Here is a 26,528-nt window from a genome sequence, read left to right as displayed (position 1 = left end):
CCGTCAGCCGACGGCGGCCAGATCGGTCAGCCGGGCCAGCGAGTCCTCCAGGTCGGCGCCGACCCGACGCAGGCCGAGCCGAAGCAGGGCGGCCTTGACCGGGCCGGCCGGCCAGCGTACGACGATGAGCCGCACGACCGTGCCGCCCTCCTGTTCGTCGGGCGTGAGCTGGACGTATATCTCGGTGCGCGCCTCCGCTCGGGCACCGGCGCCCTTGGCGCGTTCGCGCCAGCCGATCAGGGTCGGCTCCTGATAGGCGATCACCTCGGCCTCATGCGCGGCACCGCGTCCGGCCTGGACCAGCTGCCGCCGACCGAAGCCCTCCCCCGAGAGGACCTCGGCCGCGCGGACCCCGGCCAGCCAGGCCGGCAACTGCTCGGCCCGCTGCACCACGTCCCAGACCGCTTCCACCGGCGCCGCCACGTGCGCGCTGCGTTCCACGAGGATCATTTCCGTCTTCCTCCAGTGAGGACATCCCACAATATTCGGCACTCTATGCGCAAAAACGGACGTATATGGACGGGTTCGTAAAAGACACGCCGAAAGGTATTGCTCCTCGTCGCCCGGGAGCCTATGGCGTCCGGTCTCGACGCCCCCTAGAGTTCCGAGCACGTTTCGCGTTTACCGGGAGGGCGCATGTCGACCGCACCGATGCCCGAGTTCCCCACCGGCTTCCGCTGGGGCGTCTCCACCTCCGCGTACCAGATCGAGGGCGCCACCGGCACCGACGGACGTGGACCGTCCATCTGGGACACCTTCGCCCACACCCCCGGCCGGATCGTCGACGGCAGCAGCGGCGACGTGGCCTGCGACCACTACCACCGGTACGCCGAGGACGTCGCCCTGATGGCCGGGCTGGGTGTCAGCGCGTACCGCTTCTCGATCGCCTGGCCCCGGGTGCTGCCCAGCGGCACCGGCCAGGTCAACCCCGCCGGGCTGGACTTCTACGAACGGCTGGTCGACGAGTTGCTCACGCACGGCATCGATCCGGTCGCCACCCTCTTCCACTGGGACCTGCCCCAGCCGCTGGAGGACGCCGGGGGCTGGCTGAACCGGGACACCGCGCACCGCTTCGCCGAGTACGCCGACCTGGTGGCCGCCCGGCTCGGCGACCGGGTGCGGCTCTGGATCACGCTCAACGAACCGTTCATCCACATGAGCCTCGGGCACGCCACCGGCGTCCACGCCCCCGGCCGGATGCTGCTCTTCGACGCCTTTCCGGTCGCCCACCACCAGTTGCTCGGCCACGGGCTCGCGGTCGCCGCGCTGCGGGCCCGCAGCACCAGCCCGGTGGCCATCGCCAACAACTACTCCCCGGTACGCGTGGTCGGTGGCAGCCAGGCCGACGCCGCCGCGGCGGCGACCTACGACGCCCTGCACAACCGGCTCTTCACCGACCCGCTGCTCGGTCACGGGTACCCGGCGGAGCTGGGCTTCGACACCGCCGTGGTCCGCGCCGGCGACCTGGACGTGATCGCCACGCCGATCGACGTGCTCGGCGTCAACTACTACAACCCCACCGCGATACGCGCCCCCGAGGAGGGCTCGCCACTGCCCTTCGAGCTGGTGCCGCTCACCGGCTACCCGCGTACCGCCTTCGACTGGCCGGTGGTCCCGGACGGACTGCGTGAGCTGCTCGGCTGGCTGCACGACCGCTACGGCACCGCACTGCCGCCGATCCAGGTCACCGAGAGTGGCTGCGCCTACGACGACGCGCCCGACGCCGACGGGCGGGTGCCCGACCCGGACCGGATCGCCTACCTCGACGGCCACCTGCGGGCCGTCCGCGCCGCGATGGACGACGGGGTGGACGTGACCGGCTACTTCATCTGGTCGCTGCTGGACAACTGGGAGTGGGCCGAGGGCTTCACCAAACGCTTCGGCCTGGTGCACGTGGACTTCGACACCGGGCAGCGCACGCCCAAGTCGTCGTACGCCTGGCTGCGCGAGGTGATCGCGACCAACCGGCGGGAACCTCGGTGACCACCGTCGACCCCACCCCGGCCTCGCTGCCGGCCGCGCTCGCCGAGCCGACCGTGCCGGTCCGGCGCGGATGGATCGCGCTGCTGTTCGCCGCCAACCTCGGCGTCTGGATGGCCTTCTTCACCCCGATCCAGGTGCTGCTTCCCCAGCAGCTCGGGCAGATCGCACCGGCCGACAAGGAGACCATGCTGGCGGTGGTAACCGGGTTCGGCGCCCTCGCGGCGGTGCTCGCCAACCCGCTGGCCGGGGCGCTGTCCGACCGGAGCTGTCTGCGGATCGGCCGACGGGAGTTCGGCCGGCGGCACGTCTGGACCCTCGGTGGCGCGGTGCTCGCCGCGCTGGCGCTGGTGCTGCTCGCCCAGGCGCAGACCGTGCTCGGGGTGGCGGTCGGCTGGGTCGCCGCGCAGGTCTGCCTCAACGCGATGCTGGCCAGCCTCACCGCCGCCGTACCGGACCGGGTGCCAGTCGTCCAGCGTGGCGGCGTCTCCGGCTGGGTCGGCATCCCGCAGGCGCTGGGGTTGGTGCTCGGGGTGGTCCTCGTCACCGCAGTGTTCACCGGCATCACCGCCGGTTACCTGGCGATCGCCGGGGCCATCCTGCTGCTGGCCGTGCCGTTCGCCGTGCGCACCAAGGACGATCCGCTGCCCCATGCCCACCGGCTGACACTACGTGGCCTGTTCCGCTCGATGTGGGTGTCGCCGCGGCAGCATCCCGACTTCGGCTGGGCCTGGATCACCAGGTTCCTGGTCCAGCTCGGCAACGCCCTGGGCACCCTGTACCTGCTCTACTTCCTCACCGACGAGGTCCGGGTGGCCGACCCCGAGGGTGGCCTGCTGGTGCTGATCCTGCTCTATACCGCCGGGCTGATGGCCACCACGGTGGTCGCCGGTCGGCTGTCGGACCGGTCCGGCAGACGGAAGGTCTACGTGATCACTTCCGGGATGGTGATCGCACTGGCGGCGCTGCTGCTGGCCGTGGCGCCCACCTGGCCGATGGCGATGGCCGCCGCACTGCTGCTCGGTGCCGGCTACGGGGTGTACCTGTCGGTGGATGCCGCGCTGATCACCCAGGTGCTGCCCAAGGCCACCGACCGGGCCAAGGATCTGGGCGTGATCAACATCGCCAACTCCGCCCCGCAGGTACTCGGCCCGGCCATCTCCGCGCCGATCGTGGTGTACCTCGGCGGCTACCCCGCGCTGTACGCGACCACCGCCGCAGTGACCGTGCTCGGCAGCGTGCTGGTCCTGAAGATCCGCTCGGTGCCGTGAGCCGTACCCCTTGGCCGAAGGCGGTAGCGCGCCGCCGTAGGCTGGAGGTCGTGACGGTACGTGTGCGCTTCGCCCCTTCCCCGACCGGTATGTTCCACGTCGGCGGTGCCCGCTCGGCACTACAGAACTGGATCTACGCCAGGCAGCAGGGCGGGGTGTTCGTGCTGCGCATCGAGGACACCGACGCGGCCCGTAACAAGCCGGAGTGGACCGAGGGCATCCTGTCGGCGTTGGACTGGATCGGTATCGAGCGGGGCAGCTACGAGGGGCCCTACTTCCAGTCCTCGTACGCCGGCGAGCACCGGGCTGCCGCGCGGCGGTTGCACGAGGCGGGCCGGGCGTACTACTGCGACTGCACCCGCGAGGCGGTGCAGGCACGCACCGGCAACCAGTACACCGGTTACGACGGCTACTGCCGCGACCGGGCGCTGCCTCCCGGTGAGGGCCGGGCGCTGCGCTTCCGGACCCCCGACGAGGGTGCCACGGTGGTGACCGACCTGATCCGGGGCGAGCCGACCTTCGAGAACAAACTCATCGAGGACTTCGTCATCGCCCGGGGTGACGGCTCGCCGGTCTTCCTGCTGGCCAACGTCGTGGACGACATGACGATGGGGATCACGCATGTGATCCGGGCCGAGGAGCACCTGCCCAACACCCCGAAACAGCAGCTGCTCTGGGACGCGCTCGGGGTGAAGCCGCCGATCTGGGCGCACGTGCCGGTGGTGGTCAACGAGAAGCGGCAGAAGCTCTCCAAGCGCCGCGACAAGGTCGCGCTGGAGGCGTACCGCGACGAGGGGTACCTCGCCGAGGCCATGCGCAACTACCTGATGCTGCTCGGTTGGGCGCCCTCCGGTGACCGGGAGATCGTGCCCTGGTCGGTCATCGAGGACGAGTTCCGCCTGGCGGAGGTCAATCCCTCGCCCGCGTTCTTCGACGAGAAGAAGTTGCGCGCGTTCAACGGCGAGTACATCCGGGCGCTGCCCGTCGCGGAGTTCATCGAGGCGTGCCAGCCCTGGCTGACCGGCACCGGCACCATCGCGCCGCCGCCCTGGCAGCCGGCCGAGTTCGACGCGGCCGTGTTCGCGGCGGTGGCCCCGTTGGCGCAGACCCGGATCGCGGTGCTCAGCGAGATCGTGCCGAACGTCGACTTCCTCTTCGTCGACTCCCCGCTGATCGACGAGGCGGCCTGGACGAAGGCGATGAAGGAGGGGTCGGCGGACTTGCTCGACGCCGCCATCGCCGCCTTCGAGGCGGTCGATTCATGGGACGCGGAGACGCTCAAGGCCACCCTGGAGGCGGTCGGCGCGGAGCGCGGCCTCAAGCTCGGCAAGGCCCAGGCACCGGTACGCGTCGCGGTCACCGGCCGTACCGTCGGCTTGCCGCTGTTCGAGTCGTTGGAGGTGCTCGGCCGCGAGCGCGCCCTGACCCGGATGCGCGCGGCCCGGGTCCGCCTGGTCTGACGCTCCGCAGCGGCGCCGGCGGAGCGGCCGGACCGTCAGCGCTCAGCCACGGCGGGAGGCGCGGCGGCGGATCAACCGGGCCGCAACCAGGATGGCCAGCAACGGCAACGCCGCGACAGCCGCCCACCACCACCCGCCGCCGGTGGACTCGTCCGACCGGGGCACGGGTGTGGCCGCCTCGGAGGTGGCCGGCGCCGGGGTGGTCCCGGTCGTACCGGAGGTCGTCGGATCGACGGCGGTGGGTTCCGGGGACGGGTCGGCGGGGGTGTTCGTGGTCAGCGTGAACCGCACCTCGCCGGTGATCGGGTGACCGTCGGCGGACACCAGTCGGTAGCCGACGATGTACAGCCCGGCGGCGCCGGGAGCGAACGGCACGCTGACCCGGTTGCCGGAGAAACGCGGCTGGCCACCCGCCGCGTCGACATTGTCCGGCCCGGTGATCGTGACCTTCGTCGTGGCCTCGTCAAGCCGGGCCAGGAAGCGCAGCTCGACGCGGTCCGGTGCCTCGGCCACCCGGGCACCCGCGCGAGGGCTGCTGCCGGTCAACTGGTTGTGCGCGGCGGCCGGCACGGCCGGCATCAGCAACGACACGCCGAACGCCACGCCGAGCACCGCTGCCCAGGAACGCGTCAAACGCGCTATCCTGCCCCCCATCATGGCCTCCGCAAAGGTAAGATCCGCCCGCTGCTTCGCGGCTGGTCGTTGGTCGAGTCGCGATCGCGGATAGTTCCAATTAGTGTTTCATCAGCTGCAACCGATCGGCGTTCCGCGGAGTCTTTGAGTGGGTACCTGTCCTGTGGGCACGGTCACCACCGTCGGCCTTCCAACGTGTGACCCCTGCAGCACAGCCACCCATCGAACGGGGCGAGGAGGCGGCATGGTCCGACGGATGAGGCGACTGGCCGGAGCGACTGTGGGTGCGGTGGCGGCACTGCTGCTGTCGCTCAGTTCGGCCGAGATGGCCGGGGCGGCACCGAAGACGCCGCCGGCTGGCGTGGACATCACCGGGCACGGGCTGGCCGAGCCGTTGCGGCTGCGCGCCGACACCCACCCCGCGCATGTCGTCGCAGTCATCGAGCAGGTCAACCACAAGGGCCTGGTCCGCCAGTCCGGCGGCCCGAAGAAGGCCGACCTCGGTCCGAAGTACACAGTCCTGGTGCTGGCCGGCGACGCTCCGAAGCAGACCTACGACCTGTACCCGAAGGCGGTCGGTGGGCCGCGCGTGTACCGCCCGGCGAAGCAGCCCGACCGCAAGGTCAGCGCAGCCTGGTACCTCGGACGGGTCAGCATGTCCGAGACGCTGCGGACCGCCGGTGTGCCGCTGGAACGGACCTACGAGGCGGTCAGCGGGGGTGCCGGCGGGGGTGAACGCATCATCCCGGAGGACGCGCTCAACCCCGCACAGGACATCAACGAGGCGTTCAGCGAGCTGCGCCGCCTGCTCCTGCTGAACGTCGCGGTCGTGCTGGTGATCACCCTCGGGCTCGCCGGGATCGCGCTACTGATCCGCCGCCGTACCCGCTGACGCCACCTCCCGGCGCGGGGTCGCGGTCCGACCCGCGAGTGCGCCGCAGCGGCCTGTCCCGCCGCTCAGCACCAACGACCCGGCGGGCGTTGCCGCCGCAGGCTGCGGTGGGCCGGGCGAACCGGGCCGTGCCGGTGCGCCCCGGCCCAACCGGGCAGGTCACTACGGCACCCGCCGGCCGTCGGGTCGGTCTGCCCGGCCGTCGACGGCTCGATGGTGCGCTGGCGAGGCACCGGCGGCTCACCACCGCGCTGCCGGGCGGATGGGTCGTCCTCGGGGCGTTCCGCCACCCGACCGGCGACCGGCTCGACCGGATGCGCCAGGCCGGGCGGCCGGCGGTGGTGCTTGGCGAGGGCCGGCTGCTCGTGCGGGCCCGGTCGGCACGGCTCCCCCTGGGCACAGCCGTGGTCGGCCTCCCCGTACGCCATCGGCGTCTCCTCACGCTCGCCCTCACCCGCCGGTGCCCACCCGACGTGCCCTGTCACCGTACTGGCCGGTTCGGACCGGCCGCGCAGCGCGTACCGGGTTCACCCGCCGCCGGTGCCGGTGTCGACGCCTGCCGTCGAGGTCCAGGTCAGCGCATGTCAGGCTAGGCGGGTGAGCGAGTCGGGCGGCACGGACCTGTCAGCCACGCTGCGCCGGATCGAGCGGGCGGCCGGTGCGCTGGCCACCGCGAGCGTGGTCCGGATGGACGAGACCCTGCCCTGGTTCCGGGAGCTGCCGGCCGACCAGCGCTCCTGGGTGATGCTTGTGGCCCAGGCCGGCGCCCGCTCCCTGGTCCAGTGGTTGCGTGCCGGCGGCGGGGCCGCCGAGGGCACCCAGGAGGTTTCCGACGAGGTGTTCGCCACCGCGCCGCAGGCGCTGGCCCGCTCGATCACCCTTCAGCAGACCGTCGCCCTGATCAAGGTCACGATCGACGTCGTCGAGGAGCAGGTCGGCGACCTCGCTGCCCCCGGTGAGGAGCCGCAGTTGCGGGAGGCGGTGCTGCGGTACTCCCGGGAGATCGCCTTCGCCGCCGCCCGGGTCTACGCCCGGGCCGCCGAGTCGCGCGGTTCCTGGGACGCCCGGTTGCAGGCCCTGCTGGTTGACGCGTTGCTGCGCGGCGACTCGCCGGACGTGCTGGCCAGCCGGGCCGCCGCGCTCGGCTGGACGGACGCGCCACCGGTGGCGGTTGCGGTCGGTCCCTCCCCCGGCGGTGAGGTCGCCGCGGTCCTGCACACCGTCTACCGGCAGGCCCGGCGGATCGGTGTCGAGGTGATCGGCGGCGTACACGGCGACCGCCTGGTGATCGTGCTCGGCGGAGCGGCGGACCCGGTCGCGGCGACGGGCAAGCTGCTCACCGCCTTCGGCGACGGACCGGTGGTGGTCGGTCCGGCGGTGCCGAGCCTGGACGAGGCGACCGAGTCGGCCCGGGCGGCGTTGGCCGGATACCGGGCCGCCCCGGCGTGGCCGGCGGCACCACGCCCGGTGCACGCCGGTGACCTGCTGCCCGAGCGGGCCCTGGCGGGCGACACCGAGGCCCGTCGCCGGCTGCGCCATGACGTGTACGCGGTGCTGGTCCGCGCGAGCGGTGAACTGCTGGAGACGTTGGACGCCTTCTTCGCCGCCGGTGGCACGTTGGAGAGCGCCGCCCGGGCGCTGTACGTGCACCCGAACACCGTGCGCTACCGGCTGCGGCGGATCTCCGAGGTGACCGGCTTCAGCCCGCTGACGCCCCGGGACGCATTCGCGCTGCGGGTCGCGCTGACCGTCGGCCGGCTCGACCCGGTGGTACCGACCCAGACATTGGCCCCACCAGTCAGTAAAAGATCACAGCATGGTGATGACCAGCGTCAGTCTTTGTAGGATCCCTCCAACTGTCCTAGTGCGGTTTGGTGCCAGCCGGCACAGCGCAACCCATGGGTATCCAGGAGAGTCATAGACGTGCTCGCCGTACTCTGCCCCGGCCAGGGTTCCCAGAAACCCGGCTTTCTGACCCCCTGGCTCGACCTGCCCGACGCCGAAGCCCGACTGCACTCGTGGTCCGAGATGGCCGGCGTCGACCTGGTGCACCTGGGCACCACCGCCGACGCCGACGAGATCCGGGACACCGCGCGCACCCAGCCGCTGCTGGTCGCCGCCGCGCTGCTCGCCGCCGAGCACCTGCCGATGCGCCAGGTCGCGGTGACCGCCGGGCACAGTGTCGGTGAACTCGGCGCGGCGGCGCTGGTAGGGGCGCTGCCGGCGGAGGCGGCGATCACCCTCGCCGGCGTACGCGGCCGGGAGATGGCCGCCGCCTGCGCGCTGGAGCCGACCGGCATGGCCGCCGTGCTCGGTGGTGACCCGGACGAGGTGACCGCCGCGATCAGCGCCCACGGGCTGCACGCCGCCAACCGCAACGGCAAGGGCCAGGTTGTCGCCGCTGGTGCGCTCGACGGGCTGGAGAAGTTGGCTGCCGAGCCCCCGGAGCGGGTCCGGGTCGTCCGGTTGCAGGTGGCCGGCGCCTTCCACACCCCGTACATGGCTCCGGCGGAGGCGGCGCTGGCCACCGTCGCCGCCGGGATCACCCCGAGCGATCCGGACCGCATCCTGCTGTCCAACCTCGACGGGACGGCGGTCGACAACGGCCGCGAGCTGCTCGAACGGCTGGTCCGCCAGGTGACCGCCCCGGTCCGCTGGGACCTCTGCATGGCCACTCTCGCCAGCCTCGGCGTGACCGGCGTGATCGAGCTGCCGCCCGCCGGCACGCTCGCCGGCCTGGTCAAGCGCGAACTCGCCGGTGCCGGTGCGCCGGAGATCGTCACCTTGAAGACCCCGGACGACCTGCCCGCCGCCCGGGAGCTCATCGCCCGGCACGGCACGACGGCGGGCGGTCCGGTAAACGAAAACAGTCCGCTCACGTCTCGCGACAACACCGACGCTGGGGAGGCCTCGTCATGACGGGCAGCCGGATCCTGTCCCTCGGGCACTACCAGCCGTCCCGGGTGGTGACCAACGACGAGATCGCCCAACTGGTGGAGACCAGCGACGAGTGGATCCGTGACCGGGTCGGCATCGCGACCCGCCGGATCGCCGGTGACGAGACGGTCGCCGACATGGCCGCTGCCGCGGCCGACAAGGCGTTGGCCAACTCCGGCCTGACCGCCGCCGACATCGACCTGGTCGTGGTCGCCACCTGCACGTCGATCGACCGCAGCCCGAACGTGGCCTGCCGGGTGGCCGCCAAGCTGGGGATCAACGTCCCGGGGGCGTACGACGTAAACACCGCCTGCTCCGGCTTCGCGTACGCGCTGGGCACGGTCGACCACGCGATCCGCGCGGGCGCGTCACGCAACGCCCTGGTGATCGGCGCGGAGAAGCTGTCCGACTTCACCGACTGGACCGACCGCTCCACCTGCATCATCTTCGGCGACGGCGCGGGCGCGGCCGTGGTCACCGCCACTGCCGAGGACGAGCCGGCCGGCGTCGGTCCGGTGGTGTGGGGCTCGGTGCCGGAGCGCGGCGACGCGGTACGCATCGAGGGTTGGCGACCGTACGTCGCCCAGGAGGGTCAGACGGTGTTCCGCTGGGCCACCACAGCGCTGGCGCCGCTCGCCCTGCAGGCGTGTGAACGCGCCGGTGTCGACCCGTCGGAGCTGGCCGCCTTCGTCCCGCACCAGGCCAACGCCCGGATCATCGACGGCATCGCGAAGCGGCTGAACATCCCACAGGCGATCATCGCCAAGGACATCGTCGAGTCCGGCAACACCTCCGCGGCCAGCATCCCGCTGGCCCTGTCCAAGCTGGTGGAGCGCCGCGAGGTGCCCTCCGGCGCCCCGGTGCTGCTGTTCGGCTTCGGCGGCGGCCTGACCTACGCCGGTCAGGTCGTCCGCTGCCCCTGATACCCCCACGGCGCGTGGCGCCGAGGAGCGACGGGTGGCGTCGCCGCCCCGTCGAGAGAACCCGATGAGAGGAACCCACCGCAATGACCCGTGACGAGATCACCGCCGGCCTCGCCGAGATCCTCGAAGAGGTTGCCGGGGTGAACCCGGACGACGTGGCCGAGGGGAAGTCCTTCACCGACGACCTGGACGTCGACTCCCTCTCCATGGTGGAGGTCGTGGTCGCCGCCGAGGAGAAGTTCGGCGTCAAGATCCCTGACAACGAGGTGCAGAACCTCAAGACCGTCGGGGACGCCGTCAGCTACATCGAGGCGCAGTCCTGATCATGAGTCGCATCGACGTCGTCGTCACCGGGCTCGGCGCGACGACCCCGCTGGGCGGGGACGTCGCGTCGACCTGGGACGCCATGCTCGCCGGCCGCTCCGGGGTGAGTTCGCTCGCCCAGGAGTGGGCCGCGCAACTGCCGGTCCGGATCGCCGCCCAGCTCGCGGTCGATCCGGCCGGCCTGCTGGACCGGGTGAAGCTGCGCCGGTTGGACCGATCCGAGGCGATCGCGCTGATCGCCGCCCACCAGGCCTGGTCGGACGCCGGCCTGGCCGACTCCGGGCTCGATCCGGAGCGGCTCGGCGTGAGCGTCGGCTCGGGCATCGGCGGGGCGCTGACCCTGCTCGCCCAGGACGACGTCCTGGAGGCGTCCGGGCCACGGCGGGTCTCGCCGCACACCATCCCGATGCTGATGCCGAACGGCCCCGCCGCGTGGGTCGGCCTGGAACTGGGCGCCCGCGCGGGCGTGCACTCCGTGGCCAGCGCCTGCGCCACCGGTGCGGAGGCGATCGCGCTCGGCCTGGACATGATCCGCGCCGGCCGCGCCGACGTGGTGGTGGCCGGCGGCACCGAGGCGGTCATCCACCCGCTGCCGATCGCCGGTTTCTCCTCGATGCGGGCGATGTCGACCCGCAACGACGAGCCGGAGCGGGCCTCCCGCCCCTGGGACAAGGGCCGCGACGGCTTCGTGCTCGGCGAGGGCGCCGGCGTCATCGTGCTGGAGCGCGCCGACCACGCCGCCGCCCGGGGCGCCCGGGTGTACGCGCGGCTCGCCGGCGCGGGCATCACCTCCGACGGCTACGACATCGTCCAGCCGCACCCGGAGGGTGCCGGCGCGATCCGGGCGATCGCGAAGGCGATCTCCGACGCGGACGTGGCGAAGTCCGACATCGTCCACGTCAACGCGCACGCCACCTCGACCCCGGTGGGCGACATCGCAGAGATCACCGCGTTGCGGGCCGCGTTGGGCGATCATCCACTGATCACCGCCACCAAGTCCATGTCCGGTCACCTGCTCGGCGCGGCCGGCGCGCTGGAGTCGATCGCCACCATCCTGACGATCCGCGACAGCGTGGTGCCGCCGACGATCAACCTGGACGACCCGGACGACGGTCTCACCCTGGAGGTGGCGGCCAACAAGGCACGGCACATGGACGTGCCCGCCGCCCTGAACAACTCGTTCGGCTTCGGCGGTCACAACGTGGCGCTGGTCTTCACCCGGCCCTGAGCCGACCCGGGTGCCGGGAAACCCGCCACGACCGCGGCGTTTCCCGGCACTCCCGGACCGGCGAGCGGTGGTCGCCCCGACGACTTGACTTCCACTCGGGACACCGCTTTGCTGGCTCCCTTGTTGATCACTGACGGGGGTTGGGTACGTGGGACGACGGACGATCGCGGCAGCGCTGACCATCGGGCTGCTCGCCGGGTGCAGCGGCACCGGGGAAGGTGCCGGCGGCGCGACCGGAGAGCCGTGGCACGACGAGGTGGCCGCCGCGGAGTCCGCCGGCACCGTCGGCGGCGGCGCGCCCTGCCCGCTGCCGGTCACCTTCGGGCTGGCCGACGGCTGGGCGGCGGAGCCGATCGAGACACCGGAACCCACGGACGAGCTGGGTGACGCGGTGGCCGAGGCGCTGACCCGCCGCGGCGGTTCGACCGTGCGCTGCGAGCTGGACGGCCGCGCGGTGGCGCCGGGATTCCTGCGGGTCTGGACGGCCGACGACGCAGGCGTTGCGGCCCGGCAGGCGCTGGAGACGTTCGTCACCGCCGAGTCGGAGTCGAGCGGCCAGCAGTACCGCGAGACCCGTGCCGGCAACCTCGACGTGGTGGAGGCGACCTGGCTCAGCCGGCGGGCGCTTACCGACTCCGACGTGCGGGAGTGGGCGCTGGCCGTGACGGTGGCCGACCGGACGGTCCTGGTCGAGGCGAGCAGCACCAGCCTCGGTGAGCCGCTCGACGTGCTGCCCGCGTACCGGCTGGCCCGCGACACCCTCGTCGCGGCGCCCTGAGCCGGAGGGGGCGCGGCGCTTGGCAACCGAGGGACGCGGTGCCCTTCACCGAGAGCGCGGTGTCGTGACCCCGAGGGGTCAGTCCGCGCAGGTGGTTCTTGGCAGCCCGGACACCTTGACCGGGGAGCGGCCCGCCGGGCGGGTCTTGCCGGCGAGCACGTCGGCCAGCGCGGTCATCGAGGCACGGCTCGACGAGTAGGTGGCCAGCAGCGTGGCCGACTTCGCCCTGGCCAGCACGTACGGGGTGTCCATGGCGACGGTGACGGCCGCGTCGGCCCGCAGGTCGTTCGCGCCGTCGCCGTAGCCGACCAGATGCACGACGGTGCCACCGCTGGGCACCACCTTCACGCCGGCCGAGGTCAGCGCCTCGGTCAGGGCCGCCCGGGTGTGTGCCCGTCCGCCCGACGAGGTGACGGTGACCGGACCGCGTACGCCGGTGGTGTCGCACCGGCCGCGCAGCACGGTCACCGCGCCGGCGGCCAGCGCGTTGGCCGCCTCGCGGTGCGCCGGTGCGCCCAGCGTGGACAACTGAGGTGCGGGTGTGTCGCCCAGGGTGAACTTCATGGTCAGCACGCGGGTGGCCGCCTCGACCAGTCGGCTGCGGGGCAGCGTGCCGTCGCGCAGCGCGGTCAGCAGCCCCTCGTACGCCTGGCCGACGTGCGGCGGCATGAGGATCAGGTCGTTGCCGGCCTTCAACGCCCGCACCGCCGCCTCGCCGGGCGGGAAGCGACGGGCCGGCGGCATGTTCATCCCATCGGTGATCACCACGCCCTGGAAGCCGAGTTCTCCGCGCAGCACCTCGGTGAGCAGCTTGTACGAGAAGGTGGCGGCCACACCCGGGTCGACCGAGCGTACGTCGAGGTGAGCGGACATCACGGCCAGCGCGCCGGCCTCGATGCCGGCGGTGAACGGCGGCCACGCCTCGGCCGCCAGCTTGCCGCGGGACTGGGAAAGCCGGGGCAGGTCCTTGTGCGAGTCGACGGCGCTGTGACCGTGGCCCGGGAAGTGCTTGAGAGTGGCGGCCACCCCGGCGGTCTGCAGCCCGCGTACCGCGCCGCCGACCTGGTCGGCCGCCCGCTGGGGGTCCGAGCCGAACGAGCGGGACCCGATGACGGTGCTGCGGGTCACCAGCACGTCGGCCACCGGCGCGAAGTCGACGTTGATGCCCATGGCGGTCAGTTCGGTGCCGGCGGCACGCCAGGCGGCCTCGGTCAGGTCCGGGTCACCGGCGGCTCCGGCACCGAGCGCGCTGGGCAGCATGGTGACCCCGTCGGTGATCCGGGTGACCACCCCGTACTCCTGGTCGGTGCCGATCAGGAAGGGTGCCGCACCGGCGGGCAGCCGCCCGGCGGCCTCGCGCAGCCCGGTGGTGAGCCCGCGGACCTGCTTCGGGTTGTCGACGTTTGTGGTCTCCTGGTTGCCCTGGGTGGGGTCGTCCGCGCTGAAACCCACCAGGATCAGCCCACCGAGGCGGTACTTCTCGATCATTTCGGCAGGTGTGTCCACCCCGGCCAGCGTCCGGTTACCGGCCGCCGAACCGGCCGACACCTTCGTCGCGTGGTCGCCGTACGCGTACGGCATCAGCACCTGGCCGACCAGGTCCTCGTCGGCGAGTTCGGCGACGAGAGCGGCGGCCAGGGTGGCCGGGTCCTCGGGTGGGCCGCTCGACGGCGGCGCGGGCTCCGTGACCGGGGCCGAGGCGGGGCCCGCCGAGGGGCGTTGGCCGGCCTCGGAACAGCCGGCGACGAGCAGCGCGGTCACCAGGACGAGCGCGGCGGCGACGCGCCGAGGGGTAGTCGACACGCGGACCATCCCACCAGTTCACCGCGTACCGGGCAACTCGACCGCTGCCCGCGCGACCGGGTGGACCTGCCTATCCGACCCGGGTGAGCAGGGTCACCGGTGCGCCGTCCCCGGCGTGGCGGTACGGCTCCAGTTCGGCGTCCCAGGCGGTGCCGAGCGCCTTGTCGAGGGCGTGTGCCAGGGCCTCCGGCGCCCGCGCGCCGGCCATGATGCTGCGCAACCGGTCCTCGCCGAGCTGGATGTCCCCGGCGGCGCCCACGGTCGCCCGGAACAGACCCCGGCCCGGCACGTGCATGAAACGCTCGCCGTCGACCCCCGGACTGGGCTCCTCGGTGACCTCAAAACGGATCATGGGCCACTGCCGGAGGGCAGCGGCCAACTCGGCGCCCGTTCCAGGGCGACCGGACCACCCGCACTCGGCCCGGCGGGCGCCGGGATCGACGGGCTGAGCCGTCCACTGCAGGTTGACCGGCGCGGCGAGGACGCGCGCGATCGCCCACTCGACGTGCGAGCACACGGCGAGCGGGGTCGAGTGGACGTATACGACGCCACACGTTGGCACGGTGACCTCCCGGAGTGCGAGGTGCGTCTTCCCCTACGACCTCGCCCGATCCGGGCTTGTGGAACACATGATGACTGGTGTGACGGATGGTACGCCAGAGAATCGGAAAATCCGCCGCTCGGAATACCCGGACAGGTGACCGCGGTTCCACCTCGTGACGCCGCGATGACCAGCCGGCATCGTGGGTCGTGTACAGTTCCATCGGCGGCCTGTGCCGCATAAGCCTCCGCGGGTCTCGCCTCCGACGGCGCCCGCAACAGCCCCCGGACGTTCCGTCCTCCGTACGTCTTGCAAGGAGTACCTCCGTGGCGAGCAACACCTCTAAGACCGCGCGCGCGTCAGTCCGGGCCGGCCAGGCTGGCCAGGGTGGCGCCCTCAGCGTGCTGGGCGAGTTCAAGTACGTCATCCCGCTCAACGGCGGCAAGCACGCCTACGTGCGGAACCTGACCAACGGCAGGACGGCGCACCTGCGCACCGACTCCGAGGCCTTCATCGAGGAGATCCGGGTGCTGGCCGCCGCCGGCCACGCCGCCAAGATCCGGGCCGAGCTCAACGGTCTCAACGCCGCCCACCCGGGTGACGGCTGGGACGCCACCGAGAAGCGCCTGGTCGAGGCCGGCGTCTTCGAGGCCTGATCGACCGAGGGCGGCGTGCCCTCTCCGTACCACCTGTGAACGCCCGTCGGGTCGCGCCCGGCGGGCGTTCGCCGTTCGCACAGACGGAGACCTCGCAGCCGCTGCGGCGGACCCAGCGGTCTCCCGACGGTCCGTCAGGTCCGTTCCGGCGAATCTAACAGGGCGACCTCGCCGGTGGCGAGGTCGTAGAGGGCCCCGGCGACGGCGACCCGGCCGGCGGCGACCGGCGGCGCCAGCCTCGGGTCGGCGCGCAGTGCGGCCACGGTGCGGACCACGTGCCGGCGGACCGCGAGGGGCAGCAGGTTCGGTTCGTCCATCCCCACCTCGGTGGCCGCCGGCGCGATCCGGTCGACCAGATGGGCCAGCGCACCGGCCGGACGCCGGCCGGTACGCAGCGAATCGACGGTCGCCTGCACCGCGCCGCACCGCTCGTGGCCCAGCACCATCACCAGCGGTACGCCCAACACCTCCACCACGTACTCGATCGAACCCAGCACCGCCCGGTCCAGCACGTGCGCCCCGGTGCGAATGACACAGATCGAGCCGAACGTCTGGTCGAAAATCGCCTCCAACGGCACCCGCGAGTCGATGCAGCCCAGCACCACGGCGTACGGCTGCTGGTCGCCGGAGGCGGTGGCGGCCGCTGCGGTCACGTCGTGGCCGTGCACCGGCTGCCCGCTGACGAAGCGCCGGTTACCGGCGAGCAGTTCGGCCAGGGCCGCGCGCGGGGTGCCGCCGCGGGCCTGGCCGGCGAGCGCGGAGCCGGCGGGTACTCCCCCCTTGGATGCCATCTCCTAAGCCTGGCCGGGCCGTCGCCCGGACGGAGCCGATCGACGAGATCTTCTCAACACCCGGGTTGGCGTGTTGTCATGGCGGGTAGCCGGTGTTACCACCGGGTATCCCCGGTGTTACGCATCCGTGCGCCGTGGGGAGGTGGCGATGCCGGAGCCGACCGAGGTACGGCTGGGCGACGACGTACGCCTGCACGTGGAGACCACCGGCCCGACCGACGCCGAGGTGACCGCCGTGCTGCTGCACGGCTGGACCCTGGACGGACGCAGTTGGCACCGGCAACTCGCCGCCCTCCGCGAGACGTTCGGCTCGGTCCGGGTGGTCACCTACGACGCGCGTGGTCATGGCCGGTCCAGCTGTATGGCGCTGCCCACGGCCACCCTGGCCCAACTCGGTGACGACCTGGCCGCGGTGCTGGACACGGTGGCGCCCACCGGCCCGGTGGTGCTTGTCGGTCACTCGATGGGCGGCATGACAATCATGGAGTACGCGCACCGCCACCCGGGCCACTTCTCCCGACGCACCGCCGGTCTGGTCTTCGTCTCCACCACCGCCGAGGGGCACACCCACACCGTCTACGGCCTTTCTCCCCGGATCGCCCGGATCATCCGGCTGGCCGAAACCACCGGAGCCGGGGTCCTCGCCCGCTGCGGCGCCTGGCGACCGCCTCGGGCCCTGCTGCGCGCGCTACGCCCGAGCATCCGGTGGATGCTCTTCGGCGACCGTTGCGACCCCACGGACATCCGACTGGTCACCTCGGCGGTGGCCCGCGCCTCGCTCCGGTCGATCGGCGGGTTCCGGGCCTCCATCGGCACCCAGCACCGGCTGGCGACGCTCACCGCGCTGGCTCACCTGCCGGCGGCGGCGCTTGTCGGCGACCGGGACCGGCTCACCCCGCCGCCGTGCGCGGAGTCGATCGCCGCCGCGCTACCCGCCACCGAGCTGACCGTCTGTTCCGGTGCCGGGCACATGCTGATGATGGAGCGGCCGGAGGAGGTCAACGCCGCCCTGGCCGGCGTGTTGCGCCGGGTCCTCGATGACCTCCCGGCCGGGCAGCGCGTCCTCGGCTGACCGTCACCCGCTGCGGCCACGGTGCCCTGCCGCCGGGTCCGTCGCAGGTCGGCGAAGATCCGGGAGAAACGCCCGGGGACGCGGGGCGTAATCTCGTGCGGTTGGCCGGGCGGCGTCACGAGGAGAGCGAGCGGTGGATCAGAGCACCCTGGATCAGGAGATCGCCGCCGAGCAACGGCATCTCGACCGGGTGTACGCGCGACTGGCCGAGCTGCGCCGATCCGCGGTTCGTGCGGAACGGGAGGGCTACCGGCTCGCCCGGGTCGGCAACTTCGGTGCGCTGGTCGAGCGCGACGCCATGGTCTTCCACGCCGCGCAGCGACGCCACCTGCTCGACGCCGAGTACGAGGGGCTGGTCTTCGGCCGGCTCGACCTGCGTGACGGGCAGACCCTCTATGTCGGGCGACTCGGTATCCGCGACGAGGACGCCACCACCCTGGTGGTGGACTGGCGGGCCCCGGCCGCCGCCGCCTTCTACCAGGCGACCCCGGCCGAGCCGCTCGGCGTCGTCCGGCGCCGGACGATCCAGTCCAGCGGTGAGCGGGTCACCCGGATCGAGGACGACCTGCTGGACCCGGACGCCGCCCCACCGGACATGCCGGTGGTCGGGGACGGTGCGCTGCTGGCCACCCTGTCCCGAACCACCGGTCGGGGCATGCGGGACATCGTGGCCACCATCCAGCGCGAGCAGGACGAGGCGATCCGCTCCCCCGGCTCGGGGGTCACCCTCGTCTCCGGAGGCCCGGGCACCGGCAAGACGGCGGTGGCGCTGCATCGCGCGGCGTACCTGCTCTACGCCGACCGCAGCCGGTATGCCGGCGGCGGCATCCTGGTGATCGGCCCCTCCTCGGTTTTCGTCGAGTACATCGCCTCGGTGCTGCCGTCGCTGGGCGAGGACACCGCCACCCTGCACTCGCTGGGCAGCCTCTTCCCCGGGGTGATGGCCACCCGCACCGACCCACCCGAGGTGGCGGCGGTCAAGGGGTCGCTGCGGATGCGCCGGGTGTTGGAACGGGCGGCCCGGGACGCGGTGCCCGACTCCCCGACCGAGTTGCGCCTGCTGTACCGGGGCACGCTGCTGCGACTGGAGCGGGCCGAACTGGACGCCATCCGGGAGCGCGCGCTGCCCCGCGGTGCCCGCCGCAACGAGGTGCGTCGGGCCGGCTTCGACGGCGTGCTCGCCGGGCTCTGGGCGCAGGCCCGCCGGCTGGGCATCGCCGGGCTGCCCGAGCAGCGCGCCTTCGAGGACGAGCTGATCGACCGGACGGACTTCCGTGACTTCCTGAAGGCGTGGTGGCCACGGCTGCATCCGCGGCACGTGCTCGCCTGGTTGGCCGATCCGCAGCGGCTGCGCCGGTACGCCGGCGGCCTGCTCTCCGGCGCCGAGATCCGGCTGCTCGGTGCGGCGTACCGAGGGCTGGCCCAAGACGGCCCGTCCGTCGCCGACGTCGCGCTGCTGGACGAGTTGGACGCGCTGCTCGGCAAGCCGATGCGCCCCGCCAAACGGAAGCGGGACCCGTTCCAGCTGGCCGGCGGGGTGCGCGAGCTGAGCACCTTCGCCGACCGGCAACGGGCCGCCCGGCAGGCTGCCCGGGAACGGCCCGAGGACTACCGCGACTACGCCCACCTGGTGGTCGACGAGTCCCAGGACGTCTCACCGATGCAGTGGCGGATGGTCGGCCGACGCGGGCGGCTGGCGTCCTGGACGGTGGTGGGTGACCCGGCACAGACCGCCTGGACGGGGGATCCACAGGAGTTGGCCCGGGCCCGCGACCAGGCGCTGGGTCGCCGTCGGCGGCACCGGTTCACCCTCACCACGAACTACCGCAACTCGGCGGAGATCTTCGCGGTGGCGGCGGCCGAGATCCGGCGGGCGTACCCGGATCTCGCGTTGCCCACCGCGGTCCGTTCCACCGGGATCGATCCGGTCCAGCTCCAGGTGCCGGCGCCCGAGTTGGAGACCACCGTCGTGACGGCCGTCAGCGCCCTGCTCGGCGAGGTCGAGGGCACCGTCGGCGTGATCACGCCGGTGCCCCGCCGGGACCAGGTCGCGGCCTGGCTGGGGGCGCTGGGCGGGGAGCGGTTGCAGGTGGTGACGAGCCTGGAGGCCAAGGGCATGGAGTACGACGGTGTGGTGCTGGTCGCCCCGGCGGAGATCCGGGCGGAGCCCGGCTCCGGTGTCCGTACCCTCTACGTCGCGCTGTCCCGGGCCACTCAGCGGTTGACCACCGTCGACCCGACCGGTTGAGCCCGAGCACCGCGAGCCACCCGACGATTGCACACATAGCGATGTTGGCATAGCTCCGTCCCCGGCCCGGCGGACGACGCAAGGTGTCTGGGTGGGTGCCGGCCATGACCACCACCATGCTGCGGTGTCGAACGCCGCGCACCGCCACTCCGGCCGGCTGTGGGCAGCATTCGCCCTGCTCAGCGCGCTGACGCTGGTCGAGGCAGCCACCGCTCTACGGACCGGTTCGCTGGCCCTGCTCTCCGACGCCGGGCACATGTTCACCGACGTGCTGGGCATCGGGATGGCTCTCGCGGCCGTGGCCGCCACCCGACGGGCCGACACCGACCCGCAACGCACCTTCGGGCTCTACCGGCTGGAGGTGCTCGCGGCCCTGGCCAATGCGGTACTGCTCTCCGGCGTCGCGGTGTACGTGCTGGTCGAGGCGGTACGCCGGTTCGGGGATCCACCCGAGGTGCTCGCCGGCCCGGTACTGGTGGTGGCGGCCCTCGGCCTGCTCGCCAACATCGCCGCGTTCGCTCTCCTGCGACCGGGGGCGCGGGAGAGCATCAACCTGCGCGGTGCCTACCTGGAGGTGCTGGCGGACCTGCTGGGCTCGCTGGGCGTGATCGCGGCCGCCCTACTGATCACCGTGACCGACTGGTGGTGGGCAGACCCGCTGGTCGCGGTGGCGATCGCCACGTTCATTCTGCCCCGGACGTGGCGCCTGGGTCGGGCGGCGGTACGCATCCTGGTCCAGGCCGCGCCGGAACACCTTCAGGTCACCGCGGTGTACGACCGGCTGGCCGCGGTGCCGGGCGTGGCCGGCGTCCACGACCTGCACGTCTGGACGTTGACCTCCGGCATGGAGGTCGCCTCGGCGCACCTGACCGTCAGCCCGGGCGCCGACGTCGGCGCCGTGCTGGCAGCGGCCCGCTCGGCACTGCACGAGGACTTCCAGATCGAGCACGCGACACTGCAGATCGAGCCGCGATCGGATCCGGGGGACTGCGGGGCAGCCCGGTGGTGACGGGAGCAATAGCCCCAAAAAGGGTTATTGTCCGCTTTTGATCTGGTCTACTAGTCAACAACTGAACACCAGCAGTAACAGCAGCTGCACCGGTCACATGGGCACCGGTAGGCTCGGACCCGGCCCCCGCCAGGCGGCACCCACCGGTGCCGGCGGCGGCCGCCGCCTAATCGCCCGCCAGGGCGAACCGGGGAACCATGTTCCTGGGGTGTATCCGCGTCAGCGGTAGGGATCTTCCGTCCCGAACCCGTCAGCTAACCCGGTCGGCGGCTGACGGAAGGAAATGTGCATGCCAGCAGTGGCAACGGTAAGACCGGCCGCCCGTACGGCGGCCCTGATCGCCGCCGCGCTCGCCCTCACCCTCGGCGTCGCGCTGGCCCCCTTCTCCCCAGCCGCCGCGGCACCGCAGCCGCTGCGGGCGGCGGCCCCGGGCGATGTGGACGACGAGGGTGGCACCCCGGCGCTGCGGGCCCAACTGGAGGCCGCCAGCAAGGGCTACCTCGACGCCAAGACCGCGCTCGACCGCTCGGTGAAGCGTCAGAAGAAGCTTGCCGAGCAGCTCAAGACGACCGAGAGCCAGGTCGCCGAGCGCGGCACCAAGGTTGCCGAGATCGCCGCGCAGGCGTACCGCACCGGGCGACTGGGTGCCGCGTCGGCGCTGCTCAACAGCGGGTCACCGGCCGGTTTCATGGACCGGGCAGCGGCGCTGGATGCGGTGGCCGCCAACGAGGACCGCGCGCTGCGCGAACTCCAGACGGCCCGGGACGAGGTCGGCGCCACCAAGCAGGCGCTGGACGCGGAGATCCAGGAACAGCGCAAGCAGGTGGCCGTGATGGCCAAGCGCAAGGACCAGGCCGAGCGGGCGTTGACCGTGGCCATCGAGCGGGACGAGGCGGCCGAACGGGCCAGGGCCGCCGAGCGGGCCGCCCGGTCACCCTCGCGCAACAGCGGGTCGAGCCCCACCGCCAAGCCCGCTCCCCGTAACTCGGACGGGTCATGGCCCTCGGAGTCGTGCAGCGTCAACGACCCCACCCCGGCCAACGGCTGCATCACCCCACGCACCCTGCACGCGCTGAAGCAGGCCAAGTCAGCCGGCTTCACCCGGTACGTCTCCTGCTACCGCTCGGGCGGCTCGGGCGAGCACCCGAAGGGCCGGGCCTGCGACTTCGCGGCCCAGAAGAACGGCTTCGGCGGGGACGCGACCGGGGGCGACCGGTCCTACGGCAACAACCTGGCGGCGTACTTCGTGAACAACGCCGACCGGCTCGCGGTGCTCTACGTGATCTGGTACAGGCAGATCTGGCTGCCCAGCAGCGGCTGGAAGTCGTACAGCGGCGCCCGGGGTGACCCGTCCAGCGACCACACCAACCACGTCCACCTGTCGGTGTACTGAGTCCATCGTCGCGCCGGGTGAGCCGCTCTTCACGAGCGGTTCACCCGGCGCTGCGTTTCCACCGCTGGTCGGCGGGGCACCGTCCCTTCGGCGCGCGATGACGCGTCTCCTTGGTTACCGTCGTACCAGGAAGCGGTATTTGTCCGCTAACGGGAGGGACGCCCCATGAACGAGCGAATCGCCAGGCGCGACGGCGGTACGGACAACGGGGAGCGGTCATGAGCGACCGCGTCATGATCTTCGCCCCGACCCCGCTGCTGACCGTGACCATCGACCAGCCGAGCGACGCGCCGGAGCTGCACCTGCACCCGGGCGGGCAGGGGGTGTGGCAGGCCAGGATGGTGCTGTCCCTCGGCGTCGACGTGGTGCTCTGCGCGGCGCTCGGCGGCGAGGTCGGGCAGGTACTGGAGCCGTTGCTGGTCAGCGAGGGAGTCGACCTCAAGGTGGTGGCCCGCGACTCCGGCGGCACCGGCGGGTACGTGCACGACCGCCGCGAGGGAACCCGTCGGGAGATCGTCGACGTGGTCGGCCAGCCGTTGAGCCGGCACGAGCTGGACGAGCTGTACAACCTCGCACTCGGCGAGGGCTTGCGCGCGCCGGTCAGCGTGTTGAGCGGGCCGAACCATCCGTCACTGGTCCCGGCCGACCTCTACCGGCGCTTCGCCGCCGATCTCGGCGCCAACGGTGGCCTAGTGGTGGTGGACCTCTGCGGCGAGCATCTCGCCGCAGTTCTGGAGAGCGGCGTCTTCTTCCTCAAGGTCAGTCACGAGGAACTGATCACCGACGGGCGGGCTGACGGTGACGACGAGGAACAGCTCACCCGCGCGATGTACGACCTGCACGCCTCCGGTGCCGAGAACGTGGTGGTCAGCCGGGCCGACAAGCCCGCGTTGGCGCTTGTCGACGGCGAGGTGTTCGAGGTGCAGATGCCGCGACTGGAGGCGGCCGACCCGCGCGGGGCGGGCGACTCGATGACCGCCGGGGTGGCCGCCGTGGTGGCCCGGGGTGGCGATGTCCGCACGGCGATCCGTACCGGCGCGGCAGCCGGCGCGCTCAACGTCACCCGACACGGCCTCGGCACCGGCCGCCTCGACTCGATCAACGGCCTCGTCGACCGGGTCCGGTTGGAACCGGCGGGCAGCCGTCCGCAGGAGCGGACCACCCCGGACGAACTGGCACAACGGGCGGGTGGCCGATGACGCTGCGGGTGCTGATCACCAACGACGACGGGATCGCCGCGCCGGGAATCCAGGCGCTGGCCCGGGCAGCCGTCGACCGGGGCCTGGACGTGGTGGTGGCCGCCCCGTTGGAGGAGGCGAGCGGCACCAGCGCCGCGATGAGCGCCATGGAGCAGGACGGGCAGGTGGTGGTCCGCGAACATCCGCTGCCAGAACTCGACGGGGTGCCGGCGTTCGGCGTCGGCGGCTCACCCGGGTTCATCGCCCTCATCGCCGTGCACGGCGCCTTCGGACCACCACCGTCGGTGCTGCTGTCCGGCATCAACCGGGGCGCCAACGCGGGGCGCGCGGTGCTGCATTCCGGCACCGTGGGTGCCGCCTTCACCGCCGCGGCGAACGGCTGTCGGGCGATGGCGGTGTCGCTGGACGTGCTCTCGGCCGGCGAGGCCACCGCGGCCAGCGGCGGTGCCGCGGTGGCGGCTGCCGCCCGGGTACGCGACGCCGAACGGAACTGGGCCACGGCCGCCCGCGTCGCCCTGGATCTGCTGCCCCGACTGACCGCCGCGCCGACGGAGAGCGTGCTCAACGTCAACGCGCCGGATCTACCGCTGGCTCGACTGCGTGGGGTACGCCAGGCCACCCTGGCGACCTTCGGCCAGGTGCAGATGACCGTCGCCGAATCCGGGCACGGCTTCGTGCGTACCTCGTTGGAGGAGCCGGGACAGGCGGTACAGCCCGGCACGGACCTCGCTCTGCTCGCCGACGGCTATGCCTCGGTGACCGCGGTCCGGGCGATCACCGAGGTGGCCGACGTGGACCTGTCCGGCCTCGACGGGGAGTGATCAGGGCCGCGCGGTAGTCGAGGCGGTCAGGCCCCGGGAAGCACCTCGGGAGCCGTGGCAGCCCCGGCGTAGTAGGGCTCGGGTGCGCCGAAGAGACCGAGCAGGCCGGTCACCCAGAGCTGCCGGTGCACGAACCGGCTCGGCTCGGTGACGATCAGCTTCACCCCGCTGACCTCGGCGGTCTGGAAGCCGGCGACCATCGCGCTGATGCCCACCGAGTCGATGAAGGTGACCAGCCGCATGTTGAGCTCGATCCGGGCCGGACGCCCCTTGGCCAGCACCTCGGCGATGGCCTCTTTCACCTCGTACGCGGTGTCGACGTCGATCTCGCCCCGAGGGGCGATCTCGATGACACCACCGGGCCGAACCGTCTGCAGGATCGACAGGCTCACGCGAGCACCTCCACTCGCCCGTACGACGGGCGCCTCATCAGTACGCGGGCCGCGACCGACAGTATTCCTTCAACCGCCTCGGTCGCCACCCCTCGGGATGAGCAATTCACGGATGCGGGCACAGCAAATCACCCATATCCGAACTTTATTGGCCTTATCACTCGGCGTCGGCCTCTGCCGACGCCGCCGAACCAGGGTAGCGGGCCGACGCCATCCCCGTCGTTTCCCGGCACTACCGGCGTGCCCCGCGACAACCGGCCTGACCTGCGCTCGGTGCGCGACACTGGCGTGGTGTGCCTAGCATCACGGGTGACCCCTATGACGGGAGGACGACATCATGCTCCGCAGACTCGCCACGCTCGCCGGTGTCAGTGCACTACTCGCCCTCGTACTTGCCTGCGGGTTCGGCGGCGGTGACGACGACGACGATGACGATGACGACGACTTCGCCCGCGCCGCGGTGGTGGCGGTCGTCGTCCGCTGACCCTGGCCCCCACGGCGTCACCCCGGTGCGGTCCGGACCGCAACGCACCGGGGAACGCACCGGCGTTTCGGGCCGGGGCGAGAGTTTCGCTGGTTTGCGGCCGGGCCGGTTCGGGCACAGCCTCCGATGCGAACCGCCACCGGCCGGACAACGCCGCCGACAGCTGATGCGTGCACCGGCTCCGGCACTGTCGAGGAGGAACCACATGTTCGGAACACATCTGCTGGAGCGCCGCAGCAAGCCGGAGCGGATCGCGGACCAGGCGTGGCAACACCTCGTCTCGGCGGTGAACAACGCCGGCGACAGCATCCGCGACACCGCCCGCACCGCCCGACACAGCTCCGCCGGTTTCGCCGGCGACGCCGGTGACCTGGTCGAGTCGGCCGCCGAGGAGGCCCGCCACCGCGCCAGCCGCGCCTTCGACGCGCTCGCCGGACGCCGCCCGGCGCTGCCGTGGACGTTGCTGATCGGCGCCGCCCTGGTCGGTGCCGCGGTCGGCTGGGCCGCCGGCACCGCCGCACGCGCCGCCGGGAGCCGTGACCGGGCCCTGGAGGACATCGAGTTCGTCGACGTCGACCGGCCCGACTCCCCCGCCGACCCGACCAATCCCGTCACCTGACGGTCTCCGCGACGACGGGCCCCATCGACCGATGAGGTCGGGCGGGGCCCGTCGTGCTGCCACCCATCGCCCTCTCACCAGCCGGAACCTTCGTGCGGTTCCGGTCGGGGCGGGCCGACCTCGTCCGGTCCGGGTGAGGCCGGCTCACCCGGACGGTAACCAGGCTCGGTCGCGGCGGACCTGGCACGCCGGCCCGCGCGCTCCGCGACACCGGGACCGGGGCAGCGTGACGGCGCGCCAATTCCCGCCATCGTGCCGAGAAGTTCACACCAGTCCGGTGGGGAGTTCGCGCCATCTCCGGTACGAAGTCCGCGCCACCCTGGTGGGAAGGGAGCGACCGATGGCCAGCATCTCGACGATCAACCGTACCGACCAGGAGATCCAGTCCGCGGTGCTGGACGAACTCGACTGGGAGCCCCGGGTCCGGCCACACGAGATCGGGGTCGCCGTCACCGAGGGCGTGGTGACGCTGACCGGGCGGGTCGACAGCTACGCGAAGAAGTGGGCGGCCGAGCGCGCCGCGCACCGGGTCATGCAGGTGCGGGCGGTGGCCAACGACCTCGCGGTGCGACTGGTGACCGGGGCCGAACGCACCGACCCGGAGATCGCCGCCGCGGTCCAGCACGCCCTGCAGTGGCAGGCGTTCGTGCCGGTCGACGCGCTCGACGTGACGGTTTCCCAGGGCTGGGTCACCCTGCACGGCGAGGTCGAGTGGGAGTACCAGCGCCGCGCCGCCGAGCAGGCCGTCGGCCAACTGACCGGCGTACGCGGGGTCAGCAACGGCATGAGCGTCCGGCCGCCGGTACGCCCGGACGGTGCCCTCCTGGCCCGGCGCATCGTCGACGCGCTGGCCCGCAACCGCGCCACCGACGCGGAACAGGTGACGGTACGCGTGCACGGCGACACGGTGCTGCTCGGCGGGCTGGTGCACTCGATGCCCGAACGCGCCGAGGTGGAACGGGTCGTCTGGTCCGCTCCCGGCATCCGCGAGGTGCAGAACCACATCGCGGTCGCCCCGGTGCTCCGCTGAGCCGACCGGAACCACCCGGGTCGGGTGAGTCGCGCTCACCCGAC

The 26,528-nt window shown here is 72.4% G+C and carries 27 protein-coding genes and 1 riboswitch; of the genes, 20 read left to right on the top strand and 7 right to left on the bottom strand.

Annotated elements, in window-relative coordinates; translation table 11 throughout:
* Nucleotides 1–3: 3 nt before the first annotated feature.
* Nucleotides 4–450: an SRPBCC family protein gene (locus AB0J93_RS18205; protein WP_093401307.1), complete on the bottom strand. Its 447-nt coding sequence runs from the start codon at nucleotides 448–450 to the stop codon at nucleotides 4–6.
* 186 nt (nucleotides 451–636) lie between these two features.
* On the opposite strand from AB0J93_RS18205, the gene AB0J93_RS18200 reads away from it, so the two are divergent.
* The 3 genes from AB0J93_RS18200 to gltX are packed head-to-tail and all read left to right on the top strand — an operon-like array spanning nucleotide 637 to nucleotide 4,711.
* Nucleotides 637–1,983: a GH1 family beta-glucosidase gene (locus AB0J93_RS18200; protein WP_363923228.1), complete on the top strand. Its 1,347-nt coding sequence runs from the start codon at nucleotides 637–639 to the stop codon at nucleotides 1,981–1,983.
* A complete protein-coding gene (locus AB0J93_RS18195; protein ID WP_363923226.1) occupies nucleotides 1,980–3,251 on the top strand; it encodes an MFS transporter in 1,272 nt (423 codons plus the stop codon). The genes AB0J93_RS18200 and AB0J93_RS18195 overlap by 4 nt, the downstream gene beginning before the upstream one ends.
* Nucleotides 3,252–3,301: 50 nt before the next feature.
* Entirely contained in the window at nucleotides 3,302–4,711 is a 1,410-nt protein-coding gene (gene gltX, locus AB0J93_RS18190; RefSeq protein ID WP_363923224.1) for a glutamate--tRNA ligase, read from the top strand.
* Between the two features lie 42 nt (nucleotides 4,712–4,753).
* Here gltX and AB0J93_RS18185 read toward each other — a convergent pair whose 3' ends face one another.
* On the bottom strand, nucleotides 4,754–5,344 hold the full coding sequence (locus AB0J93_RS18185; RefSeq protein ID WP_363923222.1) for a copper resistance CopC family protein: 591 nt from the start codon (nucleotides 5,342–5,344) through the stop codon (nucleotides 4,754–4,756).
* A 244-nt stretch (nucleotides 5,345–5,588) separates the two neighbouring features.
* Between AB0J93_RS18185 and AB0J93_RS18180 the strand changes: the two genes are divergently transcribed.
* A complete protein-coding gene (locus tag AB0J93_RS18180) occupies nucleotides 5,589–6,236 on the top strand; it encodes a hypothetical protein (protein WP_363923220.1) in 648 nt (215 codons plus the stop codon).
* A gap of 65 nt (nucleotides 6,237–6,301) precedes the next feature.
* On the opposite strand, the gene AB0J93_RS18175 is transcribed toward AB0J93_RS18180, so the two are convergent.
* A complete protein-coding gene (locus AB0J93_RS18175) occupies nucleotides 6,302–6,664 on the bottom strand; it encodes a hypothetical protein (protein WP_363923218.1) in 363 nt (120 codons plus the stop codon).
* Between the two features lie 112 nt (nucleotides 6,665–6,776).
* Here AB0J93_RS18175 and AB0J93_RS18170 point away from each other — a divergent pair, with 112 nt between their 5' ends.
* The 6 genes from AB0J93_RS18170 (at nucleotide 6,777) to AB0J93_RS18145 (ending at nucleotide 12,426) form a co-directional block, all read left to right on the top strand.
* Nucleotides 6,777–8,081: a helix-turn-helix domain-containing protein gene (locus tag AB0J93_RS18170; protein WP_363923216.1), complete on the top strand. Its 1,305-nt coding sequence runs from the start codon at nucleotides 6,777–6,779 to the stop codon at nucleotides 8,079–8,081.
* A 78-nt stretch (nucleotides 8,082–8,159) separates the two neighbouring features.
* Nucleotides 8,160–9,155: an ACP S-malonyltransferase gene (locus AB0J93_RS18165; RefSeq protein WP_363923214.1), complete on the top strand. Its 996-nt coding sequence runs from the start codon at nucleotides 8,160–8,162 to the stop codon at nucleotides 9,153–9,155.
* The gene (locus tag AB0J93_RS18160; protein ID WP_363923212.1) at nucleotides 9,152–10,096 is read left to right on the top strand and encodes a beta-ketoacyl-ACP synthase III; all 945 of its coding nucleotides are present in this window, start codon (nucleotides 9,152–9,154) and stop codon (nucleotides 10,094–10,096) included. The genes AB0J93_RS18165 and AB0J93_RS18160 overlap by 4 nt, the downstream gene beginning before the upstream one ends.
* An 83-nt stretch (nucleotides 10,097–10,179) precedes the next feature.
* Nucleotides 10,180–10,419 (top strand): acyl carrier protein, encoded by a 240-nt coding sequence (locus AB0J93_RS18155; protein WP_007072348.1) that lies wholly within the window; start codon nucleotides 10,180–10,182, stop codon nucleotides 10,417–10,419.
* 2 nt (nucleotides 10,420–10,421) lie between these two features.
* Nucleotides 10,422–11,648, top strand: a complete 1,227-nt coding sequence (gene fabF, locus AB0J93_RS18150) for a beta-ketoacyl-ACP synthase II (protein WP_363923210.1) — start codon at nucleotides 10,422–10,424, stop codon at nucleotides 11,646–11,648.
* A 148-nt stretch (nucleotides 11,649–11,796) separates the two neighbouring features.
* Nucleotides 11,797–12,426 carry a lipoprotein gene (locus tag AB0J93_RS18145; RefSeq protein ID WP_363923208.1) on the top strand — a complete coding sequence of 210 codons (630 nt, stop codon included), beginning with the start codon at nucleotides 11,797–11,799 and terminating at the stop codon, nucleotides 12,424–12,426.
* A 78-nt stretch (nucleotides 12,427–12,504) separates the two neighbouring features.
* On the opposite strand, the gene AB0J93_RS18140 is transcribed toward AB0J93_RS18145, so the two are convergent.
* On the bottom strand, nucleotides 12,505–14,238 hold the full coding sequence (locus tag AB0J93_RS18140) for a glycoside hydrolase family 3 N-terminal domain-containing protein (RefSeq protein ID WP_363923206.1): 1,734 nt from the start codon (nucleotides 14,236–14,238) through the stop codon (nucleotides 12,505–12,507).
* 61 nt (nucleotides 14,239–14,299) lie between these two features.
* Nucleotides 14,300–14,791 carry a DUF3145 domain-containing protein gene (locus AB0J93_RS18135; RefSeq protein WP_363923204.1) on the bottom strand — a complete coding sequence of 164 codons (492 nt, stop codon included), beginning with the start codon at nucleotides 14,789–14,791 and terminating at the stop codon, nucleotides 14,300–14,302.
* Between the two features lie 305 nt (nucleotides 14,792–15,096).
* On the opposite strand from AB0J93_RS18135, the gene AB0J93_RS18130 reads away from it, so the two are divergent.
* Nucleotides 15,097–15,426, top strand: coding sequence for a hypothetical protein (locus AB0J93_RS18130; protein ID WP_093401320.1), 330 nt, complete (start codon nucleotides 15,097–15,099; stop codon nucleotides 15,424–15,426).
* A gap of 134 nt (nucleotides 15,427–15,560) precedes the next feature.
* Here AB0J93_RS18130 and AB0J93_RS18125 read toward each other — a convergent pair whose 3' ends face one another.
* Nucleotides 15,561–16,217, bottom strand: a complete 657-nt coding sequence (locus AB0J93_RS18125) for a carbonic anhydrase (protein ID WP_363923202.1) — start codon at nucleotides 16,215–16,217, stop codon at nucleotides 15,561–15,563.
* A 148-nt stretch (nucleotides 16,218–16,365) separates the two neighbouring features.
* Here AB0J93_RS18125 and AB0J93_RS18120 point away from each other — a divergent pair, with 148 nt between their 5' ends.
* The 6 genes from AB0J93_RS18120 (at nucleotide 16,366) to AB0J93_RS18095 (ending at nucleotide 23,959) form a co-directional block, all read left to right on the top strand.
* A complete protein-coding gene (locus AB0J93_RS18120; RefSeq protein WP_363923200.1) occupies nucleotides 16,366–17,289 on the top strand; it encodes an alpha/beta hydrolase in 924 nt (307 codons plus the stop codon).
* 133 nt (nucleotides 17,290–17,422) lie between these two features.
* The gene (locus AB0J93_RS18115; protein ID WP_363923198.1) at nucleotides 17,423–19,537 is read left to right on the top strand and encodes an AAA family ATPase; all 2,115 of its coding nucleotides are present in this window, start codon (nucleotides 17,423–17,425) and stop codon (nucleotides 19,535–19,537) included.
* 91 nt (nucleotides 19,538–19,628) lie between these two features.
* On the top strand, nucleotides 19,629–20,546 hold the full coding sequence (locus tag AB0J93_RS18110) for a cation diffusion facilitator family transporter (RefSeq protein WP_363923196.1): 918 nt from the start codon (nucleotides 19,629–19,631) through the stop codon (nucleotides 20,544–20,546).
* Between the two features lie 153 nt (nucleotides 20,547–20,699).
* Nucleotides 20,700–20,831: riboswitch (cyclic di-AMP (ydaO/yuaA leader) on the top strand.
* A gap of 4 nt (nucleotides 20,832–20,835) precedes the next feature.
* On the top strand, nucleotides 20,836–21,939 hold the full coding sequence (locus AB0J93_RS18105) for a hypothetical protein (RefSeq protein WP_363923194.1): 1,104 nt from the start codon (nucleotides 20,836–20,838) through the stop codon (nucleotides 21,937–21,939).
* Nucleotides 21,940–22,157: 218 nt separating this feature from the next.
* Nucleotides 22,158–23,138: a PfkB family carbohydrate kinase gene (locus AB0J93_RS18100; RefSeq protein ID WP_363923193.1), complete on the top strand. Its 981-nt coding sequence runs from the start codon at nucleotides 22,158–22,160 to the stop codon at nucleotides 23,136–23,138.
* The gene (locus AB0J93_RS18095; RefSeq protein ID WP_363923191.1) at nucleotides 23,135–23,959 is read left to right on the top strand and encodes a 5'/3'-nucleotidase SurE; all 825 of its coding nucleotides are present in this window, start codon (nucleotides 23,135–23,137) and stop codon (nucleotides 23,957–23,959) included. The genes AB0J93_RS18100 and AB0J93_RS18095 overlap by 4 nt, the downstream gene beginning before the upstream one ends.
* Nucleotides 23,960–23,985: 26 nt before the next feature.
* Here AB0J93_RS18095 and AB0J93_RS18090 read toward each other — a convergent pair whose 3' ends face one another.
* On the bottom strand, nucleotides 23,986–24,351 hold the full coding sequence (locus AB0J93_RS18090) for an STAS domain-containing protein (RefSeq protein WP_093401327.1): 366 nt from the start codon (nucleotides 24,349–24,351) through the stop codon (nucleotides 23,986–23,988).
* A 337-nt stretch (nucleotides 24,352–24,688) separates the two neighbouring features.
* On the opposite strand from AB0J93_RS18090, the gene AB0J93_RS18085 reads away from it, so the two are divergent.
* From AB0J93_RS18085 to AB0J93_RS18075, 3 genes are all read left to right on the top strand, one after another.
* Nucleotides 24,689–24,835 carry a hypothetical protein gene (locus AB0J93_RS18085; protein WP_363923188.1) on the top strand — a complete coding sequence of 49 codons (147 nt, stop codon included), beginning with the start codon at nucleotides 24,689–24,691 and terminating at the stop codon, nucleotides 24,833–24,835.
* Between the two features lie 205 nt (nucleotides 24,836–25,040).
* Nucleotides 25,041–25,454 (top strand): hypothetical protein, encoded by a 414-nt coding sequence (locus tag AB0J93_RS18080; RefSeq protein WP_363923186.1) that lies wholly within the window; start codon nucleotides 25,041–25,043, stop codon nucleotides 25,452–25,454.
* Nucleotides 25,455–25,794: 340 nt separating this feature from the next.
* Complete coding sequence (locus tag AB0J93_RS18075; RefSeq protein ID WP_363923184.1) at nucleotides 25,795–26,484, top strand: BON domain-containing protein; 690 nt, start codon at nucleotides 25,795–25,797, stop codon at nucleotides 26,482–26,484.
* The last annotated feature ends 44 nt before the right edge of the window (nucleotides 26,485–26,528 follow it).

The organism is Micromonospora sp. NPDC049374, from assembly GCF_040677165.1.
Classification (GTDB): domain Bacteria; phylum Actinomycetota; class Actinomycetes; order Mycobacteriales; family Micromonosporaceae; genus Micromonospora.
This window is presented reverse-complemented; position numbering and strand designations above follow the sequence as displayed.

Bases quoted from the DNA above. Each gene is read 5' to 3' on its own strand.
- AB0J93_RS18205 (WP_093401307.1), bottom strand. From the start codon at position 450: ATGATCCTCGTGGAACGCAGCGCGCACGTGGCGGCGCCGGTGGAAGCG.
- AB0J93_RS18200 (WP_363923228.1), top strand. From the start codon at position 637: ATGTCGACCGCACCGATGCCCGAGTTCCCCACCGGCTTCCGCTGGGGC.
- AB0J93_RS18180 (WP_363923220.1), top strand. From the start codon at position 5,589: ATGGTCCGACGGATGAGGCGACTGGCCGGAGCGACTGTGGGTGCGGTG.
- AB0J93_RS18175 (WP_363923218.1), bottom strand. From the start codon at position 6,664: ATGGCGTACGGGGAGGCCGACCACGGCTGTGCCCAGGGGGAGCCGTGC.
- AB0J93_RS18160 (WP_363923212.1), top strand. From the start codon at position 9,152: ATGACGGGCAGCCGGATCCTGTCCCTCGGGCACTACCAGCCGTCCCGG.
- AB0J93_RS18155 (WP_007072348.1), top strand. From the start codon at position 10,180: ATGACCCGTGACGAGATCACCGCCGGCCTCGCCGAGATCCTCGAAGAG.
- fabF (WP_363923210.1), top strand. From the start codon at position 10,422: ATGAGTCGCATCGACGTCGTCGTCACCGGGCTCGGCGCGACGACCCCG.
- AB0J93_RS18140 (WP_363923206.1), bottom strand. From the start codon at position 14,238: ATGGTCCGCGTGTCGACTACCCCTCGGCGCGTCGCCGCCGCGCTCGTC.
- AB0J93_RS18125 (WP_363923202.1), bottom strand. From the start codon at position 16,217: ATGGCATCCAAGGGGGGAGTACCCGCCGGCTCCGCGCTCGCCGGCCAG.
- AB0J93_RS18120 (WP_363923200.1), top strand. From the start codon at position 16,366: ATGCCGGAGCCGACCGAGGTACGGCTGGGCGACGACGTACGCCTGCAC.
- AB0J93_RS18105 (WP_363923194.1), top strand. From the start codon at position 20,836: ATGCCAGCAGTGGCAACGGTAAGACCGGCCGCCCGTACGGCGGCCCTG.
- AB0J93_RS18100 (WP_363923193.1), top strand. From the start codon at position 22,158: ATGAGCGACCGCGTCATGATCTTCGCCCCGACCCCGCTGCTGACCGTG.
- AB0J93_RS18095 (WP_363923191.1), top strand. From the start codon at position 23,135: ATGACGCTGCGGGTGCTGATCACCAACGACGACGGGATCGCCGCGCCG.
- AB0J93_RS18085 (WP_363923188.1), top strand. From the start codon at position 24,689: ATGCTCCGCAGACTCGCCACGCTCGCCGGTGTCAGTGCACTACTCGCC.
- AB0J93_RS18080 (WP_363923186.1), top strand. From the start codon at position 25,041: ATGTTCGGAACACATCTGCTGGAGCGCCGCAGCAAGCCGGAGCGGATC.
- AB0J93_RS18075 (WP_363923184.1), top strand. From the start codon at position 25,795: ATGGCCAGCATCTCGACGATCAACCGTACCGACCAGGAGATCCAGTCC.